This window comes from Microbacterium sp. 67-17 (genome assembly GCF_001898325.1).
GTDB lineage: Bacteria > Actinomycetota > Actinomycetes > Actinomycetales > Microbacteriaceae > Microbacterium > Microbacterium schleiferi.
Window position 1 is genome coordinate 257,886 of record NZ_MKTR01000034.1, and the last position, 20,558, is coordinate 278,443.

23 protein-coding genes and 3 tRNA genes are annotated in these 20,558 nt (G+C 66.3%); 7 read left to right on the forward strand and 19 right to left on the reverse strand.

Features of this window, described 5'->3' with window-relative positions; genetic code table 11:
• Positions 1-23: 23 nt before the first annotated feature.
• The 6 genes from BGO47_RS14365 to BGO47_RS14390 all read right to left on the reverse strand — a co-directional run bounded on the left by BGO47_RS14365 (position 24) and on the right by BGO47_RS14390 (position 7,158).
• Entirely contained in the window at positions 24-500 is a 477-nt protein-coding gene (locus BGO47_RS14365; RefSeq protein WP_292712975.1) for a recombinase family protein, read from the reverse strand.
• Between the two features lie 50 nt (positions 501-550).
• Positions 551-2,305, reverse strand: a complete 1,755-nt coding sequence (locus BGO47_RS14370) for a sodium:proton antiporter (protein WP_292712977.1) — start codon at positions 2,303-2,305, stop codon at positions 551-553.
• Positions 2,302-3,312 (reverse strand): malate dehydrogenase, encoded by a 1,011-nt coding sequence (locus BGO47_RS14375; RefSeq protein ID WP_292712978.1) that lies wholly within the window; start codon positions 3,310-3,312, stop codon positions 2,302-2,304. Before BGO47_RS14375 ends, BGO47_RS14370 begins: the two co-directional genes overlap by 4 nt.
• A gap of 52 nt (positions 3,313-3,364) precedes the next feature.
• Entirely contained in the window at positions 3,365-5,038 is a 1,674-nt protein-coding gene (locus BGO47_RS14380; protein WP_292712980.1) for a GMC family oxidoreductase N-terminal domain-containing protein, read from the reverse strand.
• A complete protein-coding gene (locus tag BGO47_RS14385) occupies positions 5,035-6,780 on the reverse strand; it encodes an aldehyde dehydrogenase family protein (RefSeq protein ID WP_292712981.1) in 1,746 nt (581 codons plus the stop codon). Before BGO47_RS14385 ends, BGO47_RS14380 begins: the two co-directional genes overlap by 4 nt.
• Before the next feature lie 111 nt (positions 6,781-6,891).
• Positions 6,892-7,158, reverse strand: coding sequence for a glutaredoxin domain-containing protein (locus BGO47_RS14390; RefSeq protein ID WP_292712983.1), 267 nt, complete (start codon positions 7,156-7,158; stop codon positions 6,892-6,894).
• A gap of 110 nt (positions 7,159-7,268) precedes the next feature.
• Here BGO47_RS14390 and BGO47_RS14395 point away from each other — a divergent pair, with 110 nt between their 5' ends.
• The gene (locus BGO47_RS14395) at positions 7,269-8,420 is read left to right on the forward strand and encodes a glycosyltransferase (RefSeq protein WP_292712985.1); all 1,152 of its coding nucleotides are present in this window, start codon (positions 7,269-7,271) and stop codon (positions 8,418-8,420) included.
• 29 nt (positions 8,421-8,449) lie between these two features.
• Here the strand turns inward: BGO47_RS14395 and BGO47_RS14400 are convergent, their stop codons facing one another.
• Positions 8,450-9,514, reverse strand: coding sequence for a polysaccharide deacetylase family protein (locus tag BGO47_RS14400; RefSeq protein WP_292712986.1), 1,065 nt, complete (start codon positions 9,512-9,514; stop codon positions 8,450-8,452).
• Positions 9,515-9,697: 183 nt separating this feature from the next.
• On the opposite strand from BGO47_RS14400, the gene BGO47_RS14405 reads away from it, so the two are divergent.
• The gene (locus BGO47_RS14405; RefSeq protein WP_292712988.1) at positions 9,698-10,096 is read left to right on the forward strand and encodes a (deoxy)nucleoside triphosphate pyrophosphohydrolase; all 399 of its coding nucleotides are present in this window, start codon (positions 9,698-9,700) and stop codon (positions 10,094-10,096) included.
• Positions 10,097-10,105: 9 nt separating this feature from the next.
• Positions 10,106-10,618 carry an ACT domain-containing protein gene (locus BGO47_RS14410; protein ID WP_292712990.1) on the forward strand — a complete coding sequence of 171 codons (513 nt, stop codon included), beginning with the start codon at positions 10,106-10,108 and terminating at the stop codon, positions 10,616-10,618.
• Positions 10,619-10,652: 34 nt separating this feature from the next.
• Here the strand turns inward: BGO47_RS14410 and BGO47_RS14415 are convergent, their stop codons facing one another.
• The 3 genes from BGO47_RS14415 to nrdI are packed head-to-tail and all read right to left on the reverse strand — an operon-like array spanning position 10,653 to position 12,407.
• Entirely contained in the window at positions 10,653-10,961 is a 309-nt protein-coding gene (locus tag BGO47_RS14415; RefSeq protein WP_292712992.1) for a hypothetical protein, read from the reverse strand.
• A 48-nt stretch (positions 10,962-11,009) separates the two neighbouring features.
• Complete coding sequence (locus tag BGO47_RS14420; RefSeq protein ID WP_292712994.1) at positions 11,010-11,924, reverse strand: oxygenase MpaB family protein; 915 nt, start codon at positions 11,922-11,924, stop codon at positions 11,010-11,012.
• A gap of 39 nt (positions 11,925-11,963) precedes the next feature.
• Positions 11,964-12,407 (reverse strand): class Ib ribonucleoside-diphosphate reductase assembly flavoprotein NrdI, encoded by a 444-nt coding sequence (gene nrdI, locus BGO47_RS14425; protein WP_292712996.1) that lies wholly within the window; start codon positions 12,405-12,407, stop codon positions 11,964-11,966.
• 115 nt (positions 12,408-12,522) lie between these two features.
• Here nrdI and BGO47_RS14430 point away from each other — a divergent pair, with 115 nt between their 5' ends.
• Together BGO47_RS14430 and BGO47_RS14435 are read left to right on the forward strand one after the other, a co-directional pair.
• The gene (locus BGO47_RS14430) at positions 12,523-12,876 is read left to right on the forward strand and encodes a DsrE family protein (RefSeq protein ID WP_292712998.1); all 354 of its coding nucleotides are present in this window, start codon (positions 12,523-12,525) and stop codon (positions 12,874-12,876) included.
• A 40-nt stretch (positions 12,877-12,916) separates the two neighbouring features.
• Positions 12,917-13,699: an alpha/beta hydrolase gene (locus BGO47_RS14435; RefSeq protein ID WP_292713000.1), complete on the forward strand. Its 783-nt coding sequence runs from the start codon at positions 12,917-12,919 to the stop codon at positions 13,697-13,699.
• Positions 13,700-13,706: 7 nt separating this feature from the next.
• Here BGO47_RS14435 and BGO47_RS14440 read toward each other — a convergent pair whose 3' ends face one another.
• From BGO47_RS14440 to BGO47_RS14465, 6 genes are all read right to left on the reverse strand, one after another.
• Positions 13,707-14,246, reverse strand: a complete 540-nt coding sequence (locus BGO47_RS14440; protein ID WP_292713002.1) for a YaeQ family protein — start codon at positions 14,244-14,246, stop codon at positions 13,707-13,709.
• Positions 14,247-14,266: 20 nt separating this feature from the next.
• Entirely contained in the window at positions 14,267-14,569 is a 303-nt protein-coding gene (locus BGO47_RS14445; RefSeq protein WP_292713004.1) for an antibiotic biosynthesis monooxygenase, read from the reverse strand.
• 45 nt (positions 14,570-14,614) lie between these two features.
• Entirely contained in the window at positions 14,615-15,466 is an 852-nt protein-coding gene (locus BGO47_RS14450) for a hypothetical protein (protein WP_292713007.1), read from the reverse strand.
• A 120-nt stretch (positions 15,467-15,586) separates the two neighbouring features.
• The gene (locus tag BGO47_RS14455) at positions 15,587-16,012 is read right to left on the reverse strand and encodes a very short patch repair endonuclease (RefSeq protein ID WP_292713009.1); all 426 of its coding nucleotides are present in this window, start codon (positions 16,010-16,012) and stop codon (positions 15,587-15,589) included.
• Positions 16,013-16,026: 14 nt separating this feature from the next.
• Positions 16,027-17,241, reverse strand: coding sequence for a DNA (cytosine-5-)-methyltransferase (gene dcm, locus BGO47_RS14460; protein WP_292713011.1), 1,215 nt, complete (start codon positions 17,239-17,241; stop codon positions 16,027-16,029).
• A gap of 251 nt (positions 17,242-17,492) precedes the next feature.
• On the reverse strand, positions 17,493-17,720 hold the full coding sequence (locus BGO47_RS14465) for a hypothetical protein (protein WP_292713013.1): 228 nt from the start codon (positions 17,718-17,720) through the stop codon (positions 17,493-17,495).
• A gap of 195 nt (positions 17,721-17,915) precedes the next feature.
• Here BGO47_RS14465 and BGO47_RS14470 point away from each other — a divergent pair, with 195 nt between their 5' ends.
• Together BGO47_RS14470 and BGO47_RS14475 are read left to right on the forward strand one after the other, a co-directional pair.
• Positions 17,916-19,436: a hypothetical protein gene (locus BGO47_RS14470; RefSeq protein ID WP_292713015.1), complete on the forward strand. Its 1,521-nt coding sequence runs from the start codon at positions 17,916-17,918 to the stop codon at positions 19,434-19,436.
• Positions 19,436-19,816 carry an ASCH domain-containing protein gene (locus tag BGO47_RS14475; protein WP_292713017.1) on the forward strand — a complete coding sequence of 127 codons (381 nt, stop codon included), beginning with the start codon at positions 19,436-19,438 and terminating at the stop codon, positions 19,814-19,816. The genes BGO47_RS14470 and BGO47_RS14475 overlap by 1 nt, the downstream gene beginning before the upstream one ends.
• A 324-nt stretch (positions 19,817-20,140) precedes the next feature.
• On the opposite strand, the gene BGO47_RS14480 is transcribed toward BGO47_RS14475, so the two are convergent.
• The 3 genes from BGO47_RS14480 to BGO47_RS14490 all read right to left on the reverse strand — a co-directional run bounded on the left by BGO47_RS14480 (position 20,141) and on the right by BGO47_RS14490 (position 20,451).
• Positions 20,141-20,213: transfer RNA gene (locus tag BGO47_RS14480), tRNA-Phe, on the reverse strand.
• A gap of 71 nt (positions 20,214-20,284) precedes the next feature.
• Positions 20,285-20,358 (reverse strand) — tRNA-Asp (locus BGO47_RS14485).
• Positions 20,359-20,378: 20 nt separating this feature from the next.
• Positions 20,379-20,451 (reverse strand) — tRNA-Glu (locus BGO47_RS14490).
• Positions 20,452-20,558: the final 107 nt, after the last annotated feature.

Genomic DNA, 20,558 nt, shown 5'->3' on the forward strand with positions numbered 1-20,558 from the left:
GGTCGCGGTGCCCACCGCGGGGTTTATGCGCCGGGATCGGTCAGCTCTGGAGTGGCAAGTGTGACGCCGGTCTCGACCAGGTGGGGGGCGTCGTGGTCGACGACCTTCACGATCACACCCCGGCGCCGCAGTTCGGCCACGGTGCGGATCTCTTCCCCGACGTCTCGCCCCAAAGCGTGCACTGTTGCGACAACGACGACATCGCCTCGGCGCAGGCGCCCGAACAGGCGCGCCAGTCGGTCTTCCCAGGACTCAAGGGTCTCGGGTGATGGATGCCGAAAGCCGTCGATCGGCACACCGAATCGCGTCAGCGCTTCGCGCTGGCTCACGACGGGCGGCATCCCCTCGCGGGAGACCACAATTCCCACCAGACGCGCGTCCGATGGGCGCGCCCGCCACCACGCGCTGTCGGCGCGTTGTGGCGCGAAGCACGTCGGACACTCCGCCGCCTGGTGCGCGCCGGGGGATGCTGCGACGGGCCCGCCCTGATCGTCAGTCATGGAGGCCTCCACGGCTATTGTGCCTGACGGCGTGGACAACCGGCGTCGCGTCAGTCCGCGCTCTCGAGGCGCAGCTCGAGGTTTATCTGCGAGGCATCGAGTTCGGCGAGGGCACGCCGCAGTGCCGCGCTGCCGAACTCTCCGCCGCTGCTGAGCTCGATGAGCCGCTCCCGGCGCACGCGGATGAGGGCGAGCCGTAGCTCGAGGATGTCGCGGGCCTCGTCATCCTCTGCCTCGCCTGCCTGGAGGAACATCGGCCCGACCCGCTCGGTGAACTCCGCCGCAAACGGCGAACCGTCGCGTCGCGTGAGCGATCCCTCGTCGGCTGCCATCAGTGCAGCCTGGTGCATCTCGCGCACGAGCCGTTGCTGCTCGGAGCGCACCAGATTCTCGTCGTCCTCGTTGGAGACCCGGAGGAGGCGAACCAGGCCCGGCAGGGTGAAGCCCTGGAGCATGAGGCTGGTCAGGGCGACGGTGAAGGCGACGAAGATGAGGAAGTGCCGGGAGGGGGCATCGGCCGGCAGCGTCTGGGCTGCCGCAAGGGTCACGACACCACGCATCCCCGACCAGACGATGATCGTGCCATGCTTCCAGCCGAGAGGTGCGGCGCGGTAGTAGTTGAGGTCCGACATCGCCCGAGCGACGCGACGGCGGAAAATCGCCATGCGACGGTTCCAGCTGTCCTCGGTGATGCGCCGGCCACGGTCGCCGAGCTGCTGCGGGCCCCCGGCTTCGATCTCGTCGATCCGGTCGGAGACGGCGTTCAGGCGCTCGGTGCGCCTCGGATGCAGCCGCCGCCCCTGGCCCCACACCAGCAGTGCGACGTACCCGGCACGAACGGCGAGCAGGATTCCGAGGGCGGCGCCAGCGATCCACAGGCCGTGGCCGATGCCGTGGATGCCGTTGGCGGTGCCCGTCACGATCTCGCTCATTTCGAGGCCCATGACGAGGAAGACGCCCCCTTCGAGGAGGAGCTCGACGGTGTGCCAGGTGACGCGGTCGGACATGCGCTGTTCGGGTGTGAACCACCGGGCGGCGCCCTGGCCGGTGACGATTCCGGCGACCACGGCGGCGACGAGCCCCGACCCGCCCAGCTCTTCGGTGGGGAGGTAGGCGACGAAGGGAACGATGAACCCGGCCGCCGTCGTCGCCGCCGAGCTACGCAGCCAGGATCGCAATCGAAGGTTCGCGTAGCCGACGATCGCGCCGATCACGATCGCGATGAACACCGCCCAGAAGAACCCGCCGACCGCGTCGATGGCGGGCGGAGCCTGACCGGTCGAGGCGATCATGACGAATGCCGCCACCGCCGAGTTGAGGATCACCAGTGCGCTCGCGTCGTTGAGCAGGCTTTCACCTTCCAGCATCGTCACGACGCGACGAGACACCCCGAGCCGCTTGGCGACAGCTGTAGCGACGGCATCCGTGGGGCTGAGGATCGCGCCGAGGGCGAGCGCGAGAGGGTACCCGAGGTCGGGGATCACGACGTAGAAGAACGTGCCCAGCACGAACGAACTCACGAACACGAGCACCACCGCGAGACCCGCGATGGGAAGGAGATCGCGGCGGAACTCAACGGCGGGCAGCGACACTGCCGCCGAGTACAGCAGCGGGGGCAGCACTCCGACCAGGATCCACTCCGGGTTGACGCTGATGTCGGGCAGGAACGGAAGGTAGCTCGCAATGATGCCGATGACGACGAGCAGAAGGGGACCGGCGACTCTGATGCGCGGGGCAACCCTTGCCGTCATCGCGACGACGAGCACACCGCCGATGACGAAGAGGAAGGCTTCGGTTGTGGTCACAGCAATCCCCGCGCGGCCACGGCGGCGCGCTCTGCGACAAGTTCCGCCACGGAGGCATCGATGCGCGCCCGGGCCCGGGCGTCCACCGCGAGCCCCTCGATCACGCGGTATCCGGTGCCGTCCGACGTGACGGGGAACGAGCAGATGAGGCCCTCGGGCACGCCGTACTCGCCGTGGGAGACGACCGCCGCCGAGGTCCACCCGACTCCCGCGGTCTCATCTCGGACGTGGTCGATGGCCGCGGCGGCAGCTGAGCCCACCGACGAGGATCCGCGAACCTCGATGATCTCGGCGCCCCGCTTCGCGACACGGGGGATGAAGGTCTCATCGAGCCACGTCAGCGCCGCATCCTCGCCGCCGAACCGCTCCGCAAGCGCGGCGCGTGCCGAGATCCCATCGACGAGGGCGTGGTCGACGTCAGGGAACTGCGTCGCCGAGTGATTGCCCCAGATCGTCATCTGTTCGAGGCTCGCGGCCGGCCGCTCCACGGCGGTGGCAAGCTGGGCGAGCGCGCGGTTGTGGTCCAGGCGGGTGAGCGCGGCAAACCGCTCGGCCGGGACATCGGGCGCGGATGCCGAGGCGATGAGCGCGTTCGTGTTCGCGGGGTTCCCGACCACGAGCACGCGCACATCGTCAGCGGCAATAGCCCCGATCGCTGCCCCCTGCGGCCCGAAGATTCCGGCGTTCGCTTCGAGCAGGTCGGCGCGTTCCATGCCTGCGGTTCGAGGGCGCGCGCCGACCAGGAGCGCGACGTTGCATCCGTCGAAACCGGTGCGGGCGTCGTCGGTGACCTCAACGTCGGAAAGCAGCGGGAATGCACCGTCCAGGAGCTCGAGGGCTGCACCTTCGGCCGACTTCATCCCCTGCGGAATCTCCAGCAGCCGCAGCCGCACCGGCCTGTCGGGTCCGAGCATGTCGCCTGCCGCGATGCGAAACAGCAGCGCGTAGCCGATCTGCCCGCCTGCGCCGGTGATGGTGACTGTCGTGGGCGTCGCGTCGGGAGCCATGACCCAGAGCGTAGTCGTCGGCCGAGTCTCGGGTTGGCCCGATAGTCCCGCCTCAGCTGACGTTCGGTACGTCGGCGCGCACCAGATCGGCCGCGATCTCGCCGATCACGATCGACGGAGCGTGCGTGTGACCGCGGATGATCGTCGGCATGACCGCGGCATCGGCCACGCGCAGGCCCGAGACGCCACGCACGCGCAGCTCGGGGTCGACGACAGACGCGGCATCCGTCCCCATGCGAGCGGTGCCGACGGGGTGGTAGAGCGTGTGCGAGTAGCGACGCAGTGACAGCTCGATGCGCTCGCCGCTTGACATCCGCTCGCCGCCCTCTGGCTGCACCCAGCTGCCCGTGGTGACGGCGCCCAGCGCCGAGGTCGCGATGAGCCTCTCGCACACCTCGAGGCCGGCGCGCAGTGTCGCGGCATCCGTGCCCTCAGGGTCGCTGAGATAGGCGGGATCGATCAGCGGGTGGGCGTGAGGATTGCTCGAGGCGAGACGGATGCTGCCGCGACTGCGCGGGCGCAACAGGATCGCACCGACAGTGATCCCCTCGCCGGGAAGGGGGACGAGGCCCTCGCCGACGTAGGGCGCGGCGGCGAAGATGATCTCGATATCGGGAAGGCCGCCCGGCATACCGACACGGTCGGCGTGCGTGGTGCGGACGAAGCCGTGGGCCTCGGCGACGTTCGAGGTGAGCATTCCGCGCCGCGCGGTGAGGTAGCGCAGCAGCTCTGCCGGCCGTTCGGCTCCGTACAGCGTGCCGCCCGATGCGGCAGGGGCAAGCCCCGCGACCAGGTGGTCCTGCAGGTTCTTGCCGACCTCGGGGGAGTCCACGAGCGGACGGATGCCGACCTCGGCGAGTTCGTCTGCCGGCCCGATACCCGAGAGCATCAAGACCTGGGGAGTGTTGACCGCGCCGCCACAGAGGATCACCTCACGCCGGGCGCGAGCATGCCGGGTCGTGCCGGCGATGTCGACGTAGGCTCCGGTCGCCCGCGGCTCGCTGTCGCCGCTAGCGGTGACCGTCACGCGGCGCACATGGGCATTGGTCACCACGCGGAGGTTCGGCCGTGAGGCGGCGGGCCGCAGGTACGTGTCGGCGGTCGACGCGCGGGCGCCGCGCCGCTGCGTCACCATCGTCTGCGAGAAACCCTGACCGGCAGGGAGGTTCGCTTCGGTGATGGCGTATCCGAGCTCCCGTGCTGCACCGAGAAACGCCGTGGTGTGGGGCCGCGGGTCGCGCTGCCGTTCGACATCCTGTGGGCCCGACCGTCCAAGCGATGGGTCCACGGCATCCTGCACGTTCTCGATTCGGCGCAGCACGGGCAGTACGCCATCCCACGACCAGCGCGCGCCCGCAGCCGCACCCCACTCGTCATAGTCGGCCGCAAACCCGCGTACCCACATCATGGCGTTCAGTGACGACGAGCCGCCAAGCGTCTTGCCGCGCGGCCAGTAGACCTGGCGACCCTCGAGCTCGGGCTGGGGCACGGTGTCGTATCCCCAGTCGTATGGACTGCGGAACAGCTTCTTGAAGGCGGCCGGGACGTGCAGTTCCAGGGCGCGGTCGGGGCCTCCCGCTTCCAGCAGCAGCACCGTGACGCTCGGATCCTCGCTCAATCGTGCGGCCAGCGTTGCACCGGACGATCCCGCACCGACGATGACGTAGTCGGCCTCGAGCTCCCCGCGACGTCGCCGCGTGCTTCGGGGGCGTCCGCTGTTGGTCACGACCGGAACGCCGATTCGAGAATGCCGAGCAGCGTCGTCAGGCGCGGGCGAATGCGGAACCGTGTGAGCAGTCGCCCGCCGTCGGCGGCGCCGGGACTGGTGACGAACCAGGGTGGGCGTGGAAGGGCCGAGAACGTGCCCGCGCCGACCAGAGAGCCGGCCGAGCGGGGGAAGGGACGGAAGGGACCGCGCATGACCCCCCGCTCGATGTCATCGAGCAGCAGCGCATTGTGGACCACACCGATGCCGCTCTGGACGTCATCAAGCGTCCCGCCGGGGTAGGCACCCCACGGCATCGTCGGGATGCCGAACGCGACACCGGTCCAGGTGTTGATCGCCACCGTGCCATAGCGCAGCTCCGCGATCGCGTTCTCGAAACCGTCGCCGAGTGCTGCCTCAGTGACGGGATCGATAAGGAGGTTGGCGCCGAGGGTTCCGGTGAGCCGGTCGTTCGCGTACTCGACAGCCGCGTCGAGGAACTCCTGGCCATTGCCGGGGAGCGTCACCACGCCCAGCGCCGGCGCGAAATACTCCGTGGTCTCGATCGGCGTCGGGTCGGCATCCGTGCCAACCGCGATGACCGCGCGGGTGTGGCCCGATGACCAGTGTGCGCTCGGGTAGGTGTCGGCAACCTCGGCCAGACGCGCCTGGGCCCCCGGATACCAGACCGGCCGTTGCGGTGCGCGGGCCATCGCCGATTCCACCTCCGCGAGGAACTGCTCGCGCTGGGCCCACTCGGCACTCAGGAGCACGACCTGTCCGGCTACGCAGTTGTGGCCGCTGTTGTGCAGGCGCATCGTCGCGACGTGTTCGGCCTGGAAGCGCAGGTCGGCATCGGACCATGGACCCGGAACGACGATGATCGGCGACACACCGCCGAGCTCGGCGGTGATCGGCACCGACAGACGTGGGCGGGCACGGCGCTTGCCCGTCGCGGTACGGCCGAACACGATCGTCTCGAACGTGCGGGCGGCTCCCGTGATGTGGACGTGGTCGATGCCCGCGTGCTCGGTGAGGGCGGCGCCGACCTCACCGCCTCCCTGCACGATGCGCAGCAGGCCGAGTGAAATCAGGGGCGCCAGGGCGCGGCCGAACACCGGAGCAAGCGGGTCCTGCGTCGGGTTGATCTTGAGGATGCTGACCCGGTTGTGCGCGATGAGTTCGTAGAGCACGTCGAGGACGGGGATCGAGGTGATGTTGCCCGCGCCCAGAACGAGTCCGACCCCACCGGACTCTCCGGCCGAAAGCTGACCAAGGCCGGCCCGCCGCTGAGCGTCGGCGAGAGTGACGCCGGGGCGCAACCAGACCTCGCCGGTGTAGCCCGAGACGAGGAGGCTATCGACCGCGCTCGTCGGGAAGGCGTGCACGCGGATGCGATCCCCGGGAGCCTCACCGACCCGAACGTGATCGAGCGGGCTGGCGCCGACCCGCAGGCTCGCGAGAGTTTCGATGTACGCGTCGATCGCGACGACCGTCGCGTAGGGCCCCGTGAGCCACTCCTCGCCGACGAGGGGGCTCCCCGGATCCAGGCCCTTCGACCGGGCAGCGGTGAGCGCCCATTCCTCGGCTTCAACGGCGACGGTGGCGCGGATGCTGCGAAGCAGCCGGATCCGCTGCGTCAGGGTCAGTGCGCTCCACGTGCGAGTGCCCGCACGAAGCTCTTCGATCGCTGCATCGAGCGACTGGGTGACGGAGGCCTCGCCGGTGACGGTGCTCGCGGCGGGACGAACGGATGACGGCATGGGCGCGCTCCTTCGGACGTGCCTCCAGCATATGTCCGCGGCACGGCGTCTCACCCGCTGTGATGCGCCGTCTCACGGCCCCGTCGGGCCGCAAGGAGAAGTGTCAGACGGCTAGGAGATCAGTGCGAGCTCGCGCAGCTTCGCCTCGACATCCGCGTTGCTCGGCTCCACGTGGTGCGTCGCATCGGGATAGACCACGACGGGAATGTTGGTACGGCCAGAGATGTCACGCGCGACATCCGCTGCCGACGGGTCGGCCTCAAGGTCCACGTACTCGTACGCAACCCCCAGCTCATCGAGCTGCGCCTTGGTGCGCCGGCAGTCGCGGCACCAGTCAGCGCCGAACATCGTCAGGGTGCCAGAAGTTTCCGAAGTCATGGATCCAGGGTACGACCGCCGAGCACCCGTAGGCCGGGCAGACTGTGGATGCGCTATGGATCAGTGGACAGCGTTACGGCGAACCCGCCGCGGCATGCCAGCATTGAGCCATGGATCTTTCCATCGTGGTGCCGACATACAACGAGGCACCCAACATCGCGGAACTCGTGACTCGGGTTGCATCGGCGACGAGCGGCATCCGTGCAGAGATCGTCTTCGTCGATGACAGCACTGACACTACCGCCGATGAGATCCGCCGGGTAGCGGGTGAGGCGCCGATTCCTGTCCGCCTCATTCATCGCGACATTCCCACGGGCGGCCTCGGCGGAGCGGTGATGGTGGGGTTCGACGCGGCGACCTCCGACATCTGCATTGTCATGGATGGCGACCTGCAGCATCCGCCCGAGGACATTCCGCGCCTGTTGCGTCGCTATGGAGTGGGCGATGTCGATGTCGTCGTCGCGTCGCGATACAGCGGCGAGGGGACTAATGACGGACTCGCCGGGGCATCCCGTGTTGCCGTATCCAAGTCGGCGACGCTCCTGACCAAGGCGATGTTCCCGGGCCGCCTCAAGGGCGTCACCGATCCGATGACGGGCTTCTTCCTCATCGATCGCCGCCGCCTCGACCTGCGCACGCTCAAACCGCGCGGGTTCAAGATACTTCTCGAGATTCTTGCTCGCACGAACCTGCGCGTCGCTGAGGTGCCGTTCGACTTCGCCGACCGCAACGCCGGCGAATCCAAGGCCTCGTTCCGCCAGGGCGTGCATTTCCTCGCACAGCTGACAATGCTGCGCTTCGGCAAGATGTCGATGTTCGCCGTCATCGGCGGCCTCGGTGCCGTTGCCAACATCGTGATCGTGTGGCTCCTGACGCGATGGGGTGTCGGTGACATCCCCGCGATGATCGTCGCCGCAGAAACGACGATCATCGCCAACTTCCTGCTGCAGGAACGGTTCGTTTTCCAGGATGTGAAGTCTGAGGCATCCGGTGTCTGGGCACGCTTTGCGAAGTCGTTCGGCTTCAACAATGCCGAGGCCATCGTGCGGATCCCGCTGACGGCACTTCTGGTCTCGACGTGGCACATCTCGGTGGTCATCGCGACAGCGATCACCCTCGTGATCGCGTTCGTTGCCCGGTTCCTGTTCCACGCGCTCGTGGTCTACGCACCCTCGCGCAGCCGCCGCACGGGCGCCAAGACCCGCACCCGCGAGGTACTCGAAGAACTCGACGAGCAGGTGATGGCTCCCGGCGAGCTCTGAGCCGCCGGGCCGGATCCGGTAGCTCGGGTTCAGCCGATCTGCCGCGCGAGGTCGCCTACTGACATCCCGTAGTTCATGCGGATGACCGGAAGCGCGAGCTTGTCGGTGCCGATGTGCACGTAGCCGTAGTCGATTGTTCGAGCCAGCTCGAACCCGGCAGCTGCGACGCCCGCCTTCGCGGTGTCGTTGTAGTGGCCGAACGGATAGGCGATGACCTCCTTCGCGCCGATGTAGGCGGCGGATGCCTCAAGATCGGCGGCGATCACCTCGGCGGACTCGTTGACCATCCGTCCCTTACCGTTCGCGCCAGCGCGGTGCATGTCCTCGGTGTGCGAGCGCACGATGACGTAGGGCGACGGATGCAGTTCCCGCCGATCCACCGTGATCATGAACGAGGTAGCCAGCACGTGGTGGGCATCGACCACGGGGACTGCCAGTTGGTACCAGGTGTCATCGGCGTCGTCATCCGTCACGATCACCGAATGGTTCGGCAGGAACAGCCGACCGTCGATGAAGGCGCTCAGCTCGTCCCACGTGGGCTGGTAGAAGCCCTGGTCGGCGATGTAGGCCATCTGCTGCTCGAAGTCGCCGATGTAGGCGTAGTTCAGCCGCAGCCAGCCTGATTCGCCAGCCGGGTTCGAGGTGAACTGGTGGTACATGAGGATCGGGATCTGCGCGTCCTCGGCGGCGTTCGCCTCGGGAGTCGTCCATGCGCCGTAGAGGGTGCGCTCCCGCTCGTCGCAGTCGACGAGCTCCGACCCGTTGACCCGATCGGCGATGCTGAGATCCTCGGCGCCGGCGGGCGACGCGTACCAGCCCGCGAACACAGCGCCCTCGCGAGAGGGGATTGGTAGCCCCGTATAGAGCTGACCCTCGTGCTGCAGCATCGGCGGCACGTCGAGGTCGGCGGCCTCGAACGACACAGCGCAGGTCGTGGTATCGCCGCTGTCGACGAGCATCTGCTGTGTTGCACTCAAGGGTGGAGGAGTAGCGGGCCGCGTGGGTGTCGTGGCGGGTGCTGCCGATGCCCCCGGATCTGTCAGGCTGAGGGTTGCGACCGCGCCGACGATCAGTGCCACCAGTACCACGGCCACCAGGGCAGCCCACAGGATCACGCCATGGCGCGGGCGCGCATGTGCTGGTGCACGATGCACCGGATCCGCAGTCCCCTGCCCGCTCATTGGCCACCCCAGTCAGACACCGCGGCCCCGAGCCGCGCACCGCGTACGGCGCGGCGTCCGACGCGCACCATCACGCGCGATAGGAGGATTGTATTCGTGAATGATGTCCCAACAATCGATGTCGTGGCCGCTGTCGTCACAGACGGTGACGAGATACTCGTGTGCCGTCGGGGGGCTCACATCGGTCAGGCGGGCCGCTGGGAGTTCCCCGGAGGCAAGGTCGAACCGGGGGAAGATCCGATCGATGCGCTCGTACGTGAAGTGCAGGAGGAGCTTGGCGTCGGCATCCGTGTCACGGGACATCTGTCGACCGACGACACCCACGTCGGCGACCGCATCATTCGCCTCGCCTGCTATCGCGCGGAACTGGAGGGCGAGCGTCCGACGCAAAGCACTGATCACGACGAACTTCGGTGGGTCGGCGCCGGCGAGCTCGACGGGTTCTGGTGGGCGGAACCCGACCTTCCCGCTGTGCGGATTCTGACCGCGGAGTAGCATGCGAGCGTGCCTCGCTACGTGATCACGCTCGTCGGAGAGGACCGGTCTGGACTCGTGTCGGCGGTCGCGGATGCCGTGAGCGCCCACGGCGGCAACTGGGAGGGGAGCCAGCTGGCCGAACGCGCCGGGGTGTTCGCCGGCGTGATCGAGATCTCGGTTCCCGAGGAGTCGGCGGCGGTGCTGCTGGATGCGCTGCTGGCGCTCGATGAGACGCTCACTGTCACGGCGCTCTCGGGGGCGGATGCCTCAGCGGCGAACCGCGCGGCCAGTTCCCTCGTGATCTCGCTCATCGCCAACGACCGCCCGGGAATCGTCCGCGATGTCTCCGCAGTGCTCGCCGCGCACGGGCTGAGCATCGACGATCTGTCGACCGAGGTGCGGGACGCGGCAATGGCCGGAGGACGCATCTTCGAGGCATCCGTTCTGGCCCATGCCGCCGCCGGGACCGATTTGTCGCGCGTGAAGGAAGACCTCGAGAAGCTGGCTGCAGAGCTACAGGTCGAGATCGCCATCGGCTGACGTGGAGCGTCACGCCCGCTGACGCAGGCGCCGATCACTGGCGGGCGAGGGCGTCCCAGTTGATCTCGATGTGGGTCGGGTCGCTCGGTGAGATCAGTGCCGGGAGGGTCGAGCCGACGCGGGGCCAGTACTTGGCGCTCGTCACGACCTCGGTGCTGACCCGTGTCTCCGGGATACCGTCGGTGGTTGTGACCACCTCGAGCTGACACGCCTGGTAGCGCGCGCGACCGACACGGTCGGATGCCGAGACCACCCGAACCGTGCCGTGCACCGCATCGGCGAGCGGGTCGCCGGTGTACTTCTCGAGCATGTGCGCGGCCTCTTCGACCCAGGGCTCCTCCATGCCCGCAGCCTACGGGACGTGTCGTTACTGGCGTGTCACCGTGTGGGCTCAGCTCGCCCGGGTGGGCTCGGTGCCGGATGCCTCGAGCCGCCGCAGTCGCCGCCGCGCCATGTCATGCGCTCGCGGACCGCTACCGAGGCTCTTGCCGGCGACGAACAGCACGAAGCGCGTCATCGTGACCACCGGCAGCCAGGACCGGCGAAGTCCCAGCATCCGTCGATACTCGCGGGGGATCGTCGCCACAGCGCCCGCGAACAGCAGACGGTAGGCCCACCGGAGCGACCCGTCGAGCGGGACCCGGCGGAGGAAGCGCACGACATCCTGCACGCGTTCGTCGCCGCGCAGGATGCCGCGATCGAGGTACCCGTGCATGCGGGCGCGCAGCTCTGCGGCGGTCTCGGGCGGATCAGTCACGCCCATGAGTCGGCCACCGGTAGCCCACTCGCGAACGTAGGCGTCAGGCCCGCCGGGGATCGGACCGCCCCACGTCTCGTGACAGGTGAGGAAGGCATCCGTGAACGCGAGGTGCACCCACTCGACGAGGTCGGCGTCCGCCGCCGAGTATGCCCGGGCCGCGCCGGTGCTGTCGCGGTATTCGCCTGACACCTCGCCGTGGAACCGGGCGACGCGGCCGAGTTCGGCATCCACCTGCTCCTGCGACCCGAACGTGACGCAGATCACCCAGCGGACGGTTCCGGCCAAGCGCCCCAGGGGGTCCTCGCGGTAGCGCGACCAGTCGTGCACCCCCGCCATCGCGCCAGGATGCAGAGCCTGCACGAGCAGGGCACGGATGCCGGCGACGAGCGTGGGCATGCCCGCGTGCACCGTCCACGCTGCGCCGTCCTCGGCGAACAGCCCCGCATCATCGCCGCGCTCGAGTCGCTGCACCCAGGGCGGCATCCCGTTCGGATCCCCCGACAGCGGTACGAGCAAGCGCGCGCGAAGTCCGGGTGGGCGGGTCACTCTTTCAGGATGCCATCGCCGCGGAGCGGTGGCTCCGGATCAGGCTTCCACGGGATGGGATGCAGCAAGTGCGGCATCCAGGTCGTCGAGAATCTGGGCGCAGTGGGTGACGTCCTCCGGGGTTCCCGCCAGCTCGAACTCGAACAGCACGGGCCTGCCCGACTTGGTGGCTAGTTCGCGAGCCGCCGCCTGGTAGTAGACGCCGAAGTTGCGGTTGCCCGAGCCGATGATCCCGACCATGCGGCGCCGGTTCGCGGCAGAGCGCAGGAAACTGCGGACGCCCGCGGGCAGGGTGACTTCGTCGGCGTTGCCCGCCTTGTACGACGGGGTCAGCAGAACCCAGGGTCCGGATGCCTCAGTGCGTCGGACGTTCGCGTCGGCGAGATTGTGCACAGCCCGGCCCGTTAGCTCGGCGAGGTGCTGCGCGAAGCGCCCCGTGAGGTTCGAGGTCGACGAGTAGAAGTAGACAGGCGTCTTGTCCACGGTTCCAGTGTCTCGCTGTAGAGGAATCTCGTGGGCGGTGCGGGCCGGGGAAATCCGACCGACGGCGGGGGACTAGCGTGGCCTCGAGCCGGTGCGCGGCGGAGCGGAGCTGAGTATGAAGAAGACTGTTGTTCACGTGTTCCACGACGACGAAGACGCGCTCACCCTCGGCACCCGGGTGCCCCAGCGCATCGCTGAGGTCGCCGCCGAGAACGATGTGGCTGTCGAGGTGTTCGTGTTCGGTCCGGCGCAGCGTCACCTGTCGGTATCTCAGACGGATGCCGATGCCCAGTTCAACCGACAGATCGATGAGCTGATCTCGGCTGGCGTCCGTGTCGGCGCCTGCGTCAATGCGGCACGCACGGCGGGCGTCGAGGATGACCTCGGCCGGCGAGGCATCATGCTGTCGGTCGCTCGCGACGAGTTCCTGCGTTTCACGCTCGAAGGCGCAACCGTCATCTCCTTCTGAGGTCTGGTCGGTGTCGGCGGCGGGGTCTACCCTCGGTCGCATGGGTACAGCCGTCTCAGCCGACGGTACGCGCATCGCCTACCAAACGTTCGGATCCGGTCAGCCCGTCGTCATCCTCGGCGGAGCCTTCTCGACCGCGAGCGACGGAGCGGCGATTGCGGAGGCTCTCGCTGCTCTCGGCCTTCGAGGGGTGACCGTCGACCGTCGTGCTCGCGGTGGCAGCGGAGATACCGCGCCCTACGCACCCGAGCGCGAAGTGGAGGATGTGGCAGCGGTCGTGGATGCGGTGGGTGGTCGAGCGGCACTTCTTGGCCATTCGTCGGGCGCGGTGCTCGCGCTGCTGGCGGCATCCCGTGGCGCCTCGGTGTCGCACCTCTTTCTGTCAGAGCCGCCGCTGGGCTTCGAGAAGTCGCACGTCCCTACCGACCTGCCCGAGACGCTGCAGCGTCTGCTCGACGAGGGGCGGCCCGAAGAGGTCGTCACGATCTTCCAACGCCAAGCGGTCGGATTGCCTGATGCGATGATCGAGCAGATCCGCGAGAGCCCGATGTTCCCGCATCTGGTTGGTCTTGCCCAGTCGGTCGTCTACGACGCGACCCTCACTCGCGCGTGCGACTCTCCCGATGAGCGGATGCTCGGCCTGAGCGTGCCGACCGCTGTGCTGTGCGGAGCCGAGACGTTCCCGTTCCTTGAGGTGTCATCTCGCGCGCTCGCCGAGGCGATGCCGGCGGCAGAGCTCGTCGTCGTGCCCGAGTCCCGCGGGCATCGCCCCGACCCTGCGGCGACGGCTCGCGTGGTCGCGGAGCGGCTCGGCGGGGTCTGAGGTCGACTCAGGCGGCGAATACGGAGTGGATGTCTGACGAGAACGTGTGCCCATTGATCTCGAGATACAGATGCTTCTCGGTGACCGAGACGGTCAGTGCCGTTCGACGCTCAATACCTGACGCCGCCGTCTCGAGAAACCCGCGGTCGAAGCTGACGACGGGAATCTCGTCACCACGATGGATGCGCTTTCCAGCCCAGCTCGCAACGAGCTTGGCAGGATCCCGGTGCGTGTACACAGCCACTCGCCCGGCCTTCATGCTGCCCTCGTGAAGTCGCGCGGCATCCGGGGCCCCGACCTCGATCCAGGCGCTCAGAGCACTAGTCGCATCACGGATCACGATCGCCGGCTCATCCGTCGAGGAGAGACCTTCGGTGAAGGTGATGCCTTCCTCGTACTCCAGTGCGTAGGCGAGCACGCGCGTGAGCATGAACACGTCGGTCTCAGACGGATGCCGAGCCACCCGCAGCGACAGGTCGTCGTAGACGCCGCGGTCGACATCGGCCAGCGTCACCGTGAACGTGTAGATCGTCGCGCCCGCAGCCATCCCGCTAGCCTAGGCTGCGATCAGGTCCGTAGCGGGGACCCCGCGACATCGAAACGGAACCCGCCGAACTCCCCGGACAGCAGCGGCCTGGCCTCGGCGATCCGCGCCTGCATCTCGGGTAATGGGAGCGATGCGCGATGCGCCTCGGCGCTCTCCCACAGCTCGATCACGAACACGGTGTCGGTTTCGTCGTCGTGGGAGTCGACCTCGTAGGCCAGGCATCCGTTGTCGGCGAGCACGCCGCTCGGCCGCGTGAGGATGGTGATCAATTCGTTGCGCTTTCCGGGCACCGCGCCCAGGGTTCCCACGTTCGCAAACGTCACACGCGGTTCTCCGACAACGACGCAACCGGAGGGCTGGGAAGGCGGTCAGATGCCGGCGAAGCGACTGTCGTACTGGCCGGCCATTCGGACGATCATCGTCTCGTAGTGAAATGACGATCCGGGGGCTGGTGCAGGCGGCGCCGTTACAACGTCCACCGGTCCGCCGCGGTTCTCGAAATCGATGACGGTGACGCCGATGCCGTCGAAGCCGGACTCATGTACGGTGCTTCGCCGCTTCAGCTGCGCGAGCTTGTCCAACGTTCTGGTCACGCTCAGAGGTTGCGCATTTCGCCTCAGCACTACTGGATGTTGGGCGTCGATTGTGAATCGGTTGCTTGGAGACGGAGCGAAAGTCGCTGAGCTGTTGATCTGAACGTAAGCGATTGCGAGTGCATGCTCAGATGCGCCGTGAACGCACTGCTCAGACGCTGCGAGCTCGTCGTGCAATCGGGGCAGCGAACTGACGTGCTTCGTCATGACCGCCTTCGCCTCGAGCGCCACGTGCACAGATCCGACGTTGCCGAACTCGATGTCGGGCAGATCGTCAAGGACGAGCTGCTCGGCTTGGGTCAGTGACAGCGCGTAGCGTGCGACGAGGTCCTTGAAAGACTCGCCAGCGCCGCCCGTATGCGTCGCCGGCCGCGCGATCACGAGGTCGAGGAACTTTTCTCTCCCGGTCCGGTAGTCAGTCATCGGATGGTTGACGCCGATGATGACCTTGCCCTCCCTTGCGTGCTTGCGAAGGGTCGACGACTGTTGAAGAAGGTCGAAGGCGACCCCCCAGCAGGCCGCTTCCGAATGGCGATCGGACTGCGAGTTGTATTGCCACGTGTTGCCGTACTTGTCGCGGATCGCCTGCTGCTCCAGGCAACGCGCGAAAATCTGGGGACCGTACACGGACCCAACCGTACTGGGAGCGGCGTGCACTCACCGTATTGACGAACCGCGCTCCGCGTCGGTGTCAGGGGAGAAGCCCCGGACTCTGGCGCGCCTCGCTCGGAAATCGTTCACGCCAATCTACGGGATAGAGAGTCTGGCAAGGACGGCGTCACGGATCGCCTCGGCTGCGACTTCAGGTGGCTCATGCTCCCAGACCCGAAGAACTTGCCAACCGGCGTAGGTGAGTGCTTGATTCGTATCGACGTCACGGTCGTGATTGGCGGTGAGCTTCGTCCTCCACCAGTCGGTATTCGTCTTCGAGTGAGTCGCGTGTAGTGGGCATCCGTGCCAAAAACAGCCGTCGACGAACACGGCAATTTGAAGCCGAGTGAATGCGATGTCGATGGTCCTCCGAGGCCGTCCGGGAACGGGGAGCTGGACGCGGTAGCGGAGTCCAGCCGCATGTAGAAGCCTCCCAACAGCGAGTTCCGCAGCGCTATCACGTTGGCCTATCCGTGCCATTCGTCGCGAGGTCCGAGTGTATGTGACTGCGGCATCGTCCACGGGGCGCCTACCGATCAGTTGAACAGCGGCTCGCTCCCGGCTTGCGCACGCTCAAGCGCATCGATGTGCTCCTGTACGTCAGCGCGGAAGCCCGGGTAGCGGCCAAGATTTCCTTGTTGCAGGCGGTTCCAGAAGCCTTTGGCGCCTCGGAGGCTGAGCGCTTCGGCAGCGGATGCGTCGATCATCTGCGCAAGGTGGTTGTATCCCTCGTGAGTGGGAAACTCGGAAAGGTCGACGGGGACTTGGATGCGTCCTGCTGATCCGGCAGCAGCAGCTGGCCATGCTCCGCGGCCGGGCTCCCAATCTCGAAGCTCGACGACGGAGTCGCCTGGAGAGAGCAGTCTACTGCCAACCCACCGGGAAACCCCGACGGTCACAGCGTTGCCGACGAGTTTCCACCGGGGGCCGTTGCGCCTGGATGACAGATGTTCGACGTTCGTCCATCCTCGGTCGAAACCTTGCATGGCTTCGGCGTCCTCGACAGAGGGCTTAACGAGCCGGCGACCGAGTTCAGCGCCCCTAACCCATACTGCCGGGGGCGATGGGATCCCGATGGTCGACCCACCCTTGAGCGTCGGGACTGCGTCCTGTGCCCAGCCGAGGCCGCCGCGCCCTTCTGTCCAGTAGAAGCCGAACATGTCGTCGTGGAAGTCATCGGATCGATCACCTGCGTCGTCTGCGAACAGGACTGTTTTGGGATCGAAACCGACTGACGCGATCAGGATCACGCGCCGGCGTCGCTGCGGAACGCCCGTGAAGCGGGAGTCGACGACGCGGTACGCCCACGCGTATCCGAGCTGCTCGATCTCGGAGATCAGATAGCTCATTGCCTTACCGCGATCGAGGGCGAGCATATTTGGGACGTTCTCAATCAACAGGGTCGGCAACCGACCGGTGCGATCCCGCGTATCCTCCAGTAGCCGGAACACGTTGACGACGAGACCGGAGTTTTCGCCGGCGATCCCAGCCGTTCTGCCCGCCTGCGATAGGTCAGTGCAAGGGAATCCTGCCGTGACGAGGTTCGTCCCGTCAGGGAGCCTCTTCATGTTGCGCACGTCGGTGTCGATCGGCACGCCTTCGAAACGCGCTCGGAGGACCGCTTGAGCGGGTTCCCACCACTCGCAGAAGGTCAAGGTCTCGATCTGATTGCCAAGAGCGCGTTCCAGCCCGAGCTCGACGCCGCCGATACCGGCGAATAGCCCGGCCACCTTCCACGATGCGTTCGACATGTATTGTGCTCCTAGTTCACGTCAAACCGTACTCGAGATTCGGTCAGAACTCGAGTCGACGGGCTGTGCGCGAAGATACGTTGGGCCTCTGACATCGAAGCTCGCGGGCTGTGGCGGTGCTATGCCGAGGACCGGACGCGCCACGCGTTAGTGTCAGACCTCATTGACGAGGAGACCTACGAGGCGATCGCTCGACGACTGGATGAAGCGGATAGGAGTCGTTGCGCGCAGTCTAGATTTCCCCTCCCGGCTCAGACCGCTCGTCCAGCCGGGTCGGGGCGGCGCCAACCTGGCAGGTTATGGAGGATCAGGAGCAAGAACGCGTGGTGGTGCTCGGCGGGATCGAGTACGACATGGTGTTCGCGTCGTAGATCGATGACGAGCAGCGCATCAAACTTGATCTCCCCGCGCGCGGGATGCGTTGTACCTGTGCGGTTTGCGTTTGCGAGAACGACGCTGATGCTGGATCCGTCGAGCATCCCATTTCTGGCTGCTGCCTCGCCGATTGCCCGGCGTGCATCCGGCGCGGTGACACACGGGGGCGTTGCATGCGTTACGGCGGCCGAATCAGCTTGACACATGTCGGCCGTCGTCAAGCGCGGTTTGCGTGGCGGGCGCGCAATAGCCAAGCACGCCCCTAGCATCGTCGCCAGGAGGGCGTGATGCAGAGCGGGATGACATTCCTTATCGACTCCAACGTCGTGATCGCTGCTGAGCCGTTCAATGGGCAGCTGGAGTCACGTCACCCTGTCGTGAGCCAATTCATGCGACTCGCTGGGGAGCACGACCACAAGGTTTACGTACATCCGGCGACTCGTGACGATCTACTTGAAACGAAGGATGAGAGGCATCGCGCTCAAAATCTAGCCGCCTATGAGAAATACCCCGCGCTGGAAGAGATCTCCGTCCCGCTAGAAGTGCTGGCCCAGTTCCCGAGCCCGCCGAAACCCAATGATGAACGCGACGCTCGGATCCTGGCCGCTCTGCACATCGGAGCGGTCCATTTTCTCGTCACCGACGACGCCAGGATGCGGAAGCGTGCGAGCCGGCTTGGCCATGAGCTGAGGACGCTTACTCCAGGCGAGGCAGCGTCGCAGCTCGCGGCATGGCACCCGAAAGCACCGCCGCCACCCCCATCCGTGGAGGAGCTGAAGACCTACGCGCTCGATGTCTCACAACGGATCTTCGACGATCTGCGTGCGGATTACTCCCCGCAGTTCGACGACTGGATGTCCACGGTGAGAGCTGAGTCGGCCAAGCGGCGCGCGTGGGTGATTCGCACCTCAGACGGTACGTATGAAGCTTTGGCAATCGTGAAGATGAGCGATGATCACCCACTGGTGGTGGGCGCGCACGCGGTGAAGCTGTCGACTTTCAAAGTTTCCGACTCGGCTGCTGGTCGTCGCCTTGGAGAGTTGATGCTGAAGGCAGTCCTGAGATGGGCAGCCAACGAACCTGGTCGCCCAGGTGAGATGTTCGTCGAAGTCGATTCCAAGAAGACTCGAATGCTCGACTTCCTAACCGACTTCGGGTTCAACTTCGTGGCGACCAAGCCGGGAAAGCCGGACGAGCACATCTACCTGAAAGTGCTGGATCCGCCGGCCGGCAGCACTCTCGATGGGCTTGCTTTTCACGTTGCTCACGGCCCGCCAGCAATACGAACGGGTCAGCCCATCTTCATCGTTCCGATCACCCCGGAGTGGTACGTGGACCTCTTCCCGGATGCGACGGTGATGGGAGCCTCCGGGGTGGCTGTGCTTCCCGGCACCTACACCTCGCTCAAGCCTCACGGCAACGCGATCCGGAAAGCGTATCTGTGCAAGAGCCCGACGAAGGAGGTGCCGCCGGGCGCAACGCTGCTCTTCTACCGAAGCCAGGGGGGCAAGAAGGGGGACGGAGCGGTGGTCGCTGTCGGAGTGGCCGAACGGTCCCGGCGTTCCGAGGACCCGATCGAGACGATCGAACTCTCTTTCAAGCGCACGGTTTATTCGGCGGACGATGTCGCTGGTCTCCACGAGGATGGGGCGCCGGTCCTCACAATTCTCTTCCGACACGACCGGTTCTTGGTGCCCCCGTGGTCACTGCCTGAGCTGCGTGCGAATAGGGTCGTCAAGAGCTGGCCGCAGTCGATAGTTCGCTTACGAGACAAGGAGGGCATCGCTTGGGTGGAAGCAAAGCTGGAAGAGTCGCACTGATGTCCATTCATGGACGTTGGGCTGACGCGATCTTGGATGGTCGGAAGCAGGTGGAGTTCCGCAAGCGGCGCCTTGCCTCCGACATCGAGACGGTTCTTGTCTACGCGACGGCGCCAGTCAGCAAGATCGTCGGCTCCTTCACTATCGACCGCATCGAGTCGGGCTCGCCGGCTGACATCTGGGAGCGGTTTGGCCACGTTGGAGTGATTCCGAAGGACGAGTTCTTCAGCTACTACGAGGGAGCGGCTTTCGCCTTCGCGATCGTGGTGTCCGATACCGAACGATTCGACGTTCCAATCCCGCTTGACTCGATAGAGCCTAGGCCTGCCGTGCCACAGAGTTTCGCGTACCTTCCCGCCCGCGAAGCGATTGCAGTCTGATTTCCCCGTAGACGTTGCTTCACTGGGCGCGTCGACCTAGCGGGCGCAACTGGCCGCGTCCAAACGGAATGTGCGCATGACGTTTGCCACTTGACCGACCGACTCTCTTCAGCGGCCCGACCGGCCCGAGACCGGCCCAAGTCAACGAGCGGGCAACCGTTTGGGCATTCAGCAGACCGTTCTGTCTTGCGTCGCTCGCCCAATAGCCTGGTGAGTGGAGCGGACGACAGCAGAGGGAAAACCTAGTCTCACCAGGCAAGGCAAAACCCCCGCCATGTAGAAGCTAGGCGAGGGTTTCTGGGACCGTTGTAACGACGGTCCTTGTGGCTCCGACGGGCGTCGATCCCGTGACCTCACGATTTTCAGTCGTGCGCTCTACCAACTGAGCTACAGAGCCGCACGGCAGCCGAAGTTGCCGCGTCCTATACGCGAAGAGCCCTTCCGAAAAAGGGCCCGTCGCTTTCGGAGCGACCCTGACGGGACTTGAACCCGCGACCTCCGCCGTGACAGGGCGGCACGCTAACCAACTGCGCTACAGGGCCATGCTTATTCAATTGTAGGGTGACCCCAACGGGATTCGAACCCGTGCTACCGCCGTGAAAGGGCGGCGTCCTAGGCCGCTAAACGATGGGGCCGGATGAACTCCAGCATCCTTCGAAAAGGACCCCGGGGGCTCACGCTTACCGACGGTCAAGCATACGCAATACCCGAGTGATCCGCCAATCGACGGTGCGACACACGG

Excerpts from the sequence above, each read along its gene's own strand:
- BGO47_RS14365 (WP_292712975.1), bottom strand. The coding sequence starts at position 500 with ATGACTGACGATCAGGGCGGGCCCGTCGCAGCATCCCCCGGCGCGCAC.
- BGO47_RS14375 (WP_292712978.1), bottom strand. The coding sequence starts at position 3,312 with ATGGCTCCCGACGCGACGCCCACGACAGTCACCATCACCGGCGCAGGC.
- BGO47_RS14385 (WP_292712981.1), bottom strand. The coding sequence starts at position 6,780 with ATGCCGTCATCCGTTCGTCCCGCCGCGAGCACCGTCACCGGCGAGGCC.
- BGO47_RS14390 (WP_292712983.1), bottom strand. The coding sequence starts at position 7,158 with ATGACTTCGGAAACTTCTGGCACCCTGACGATGTTCGGCGCTGACTGG.
- BGO47_RS14395 (WP_292712985.1), top strand. The coding sequence starts at position 7,269 with ATGGATCTTTCCATCGTGGTGCCGACATACAACGAGGCACCCAACATC.
- BGO47_RS14415 (WP_292712992.1), bottom strand. The coding sequence starts at position 10,961 with ATGGAGGAGCCCTGGGTCGAAGAGGCCGCGCACATGCTCGAGAAGTAC.
- BGO47_RS14430 (WP_292712998.1), top strand. The coding sequence starts at position 12,523 with ATGAAGAAGACTGTTGTTCACGTGTTCCACGACGACGAAGACGCGCTC.
- BGO47_RS14435 (WP_292713000.1), top strand. The coding sequence starts at position 12,917 with ATGGGTACAGCCGTCTCAGCCGACGGTACGCGCATCGCCTACCAAACG.
- BGO47_RS14440 (WP_292713002.1), bottom strand. The coding sequence starts at position 14,246 with ATGGCTGCGGGCGCGACGATCTACACGTTCACGGTGACGCTGGCCGAT.
- dcm (WP_292713011.1), bottom strand. The coding sequence starts at position 17,241 with ATGTCGAACGCATCGTGGAAGGTGGCCGGGCTATTCGCCGGTATCGGC.
- BGO47_RS14465 (WP_292713013.1), bottom strand. The coding sequence starts at position 17,720 with ATGCTCGACGGATCCAGCATCAGCGTCGTTCTCGCAAACGCAAACCGC.
- BGO47_RS14470 (WP_292713015.1), top strand. The coding sequence starts at position 17,916 with ATGACATTCCTTATCGACTCCAACGTCGTGATCGCTGCTGAGCCGTTC.
- BGO47_RS14475 (WP_292713017.1), top strand. The coding sequence starts at position 19,436 with ATGTCCATTCATGGACGTTGGGCTGACGCGATCTTGGATGGTCGGAAG.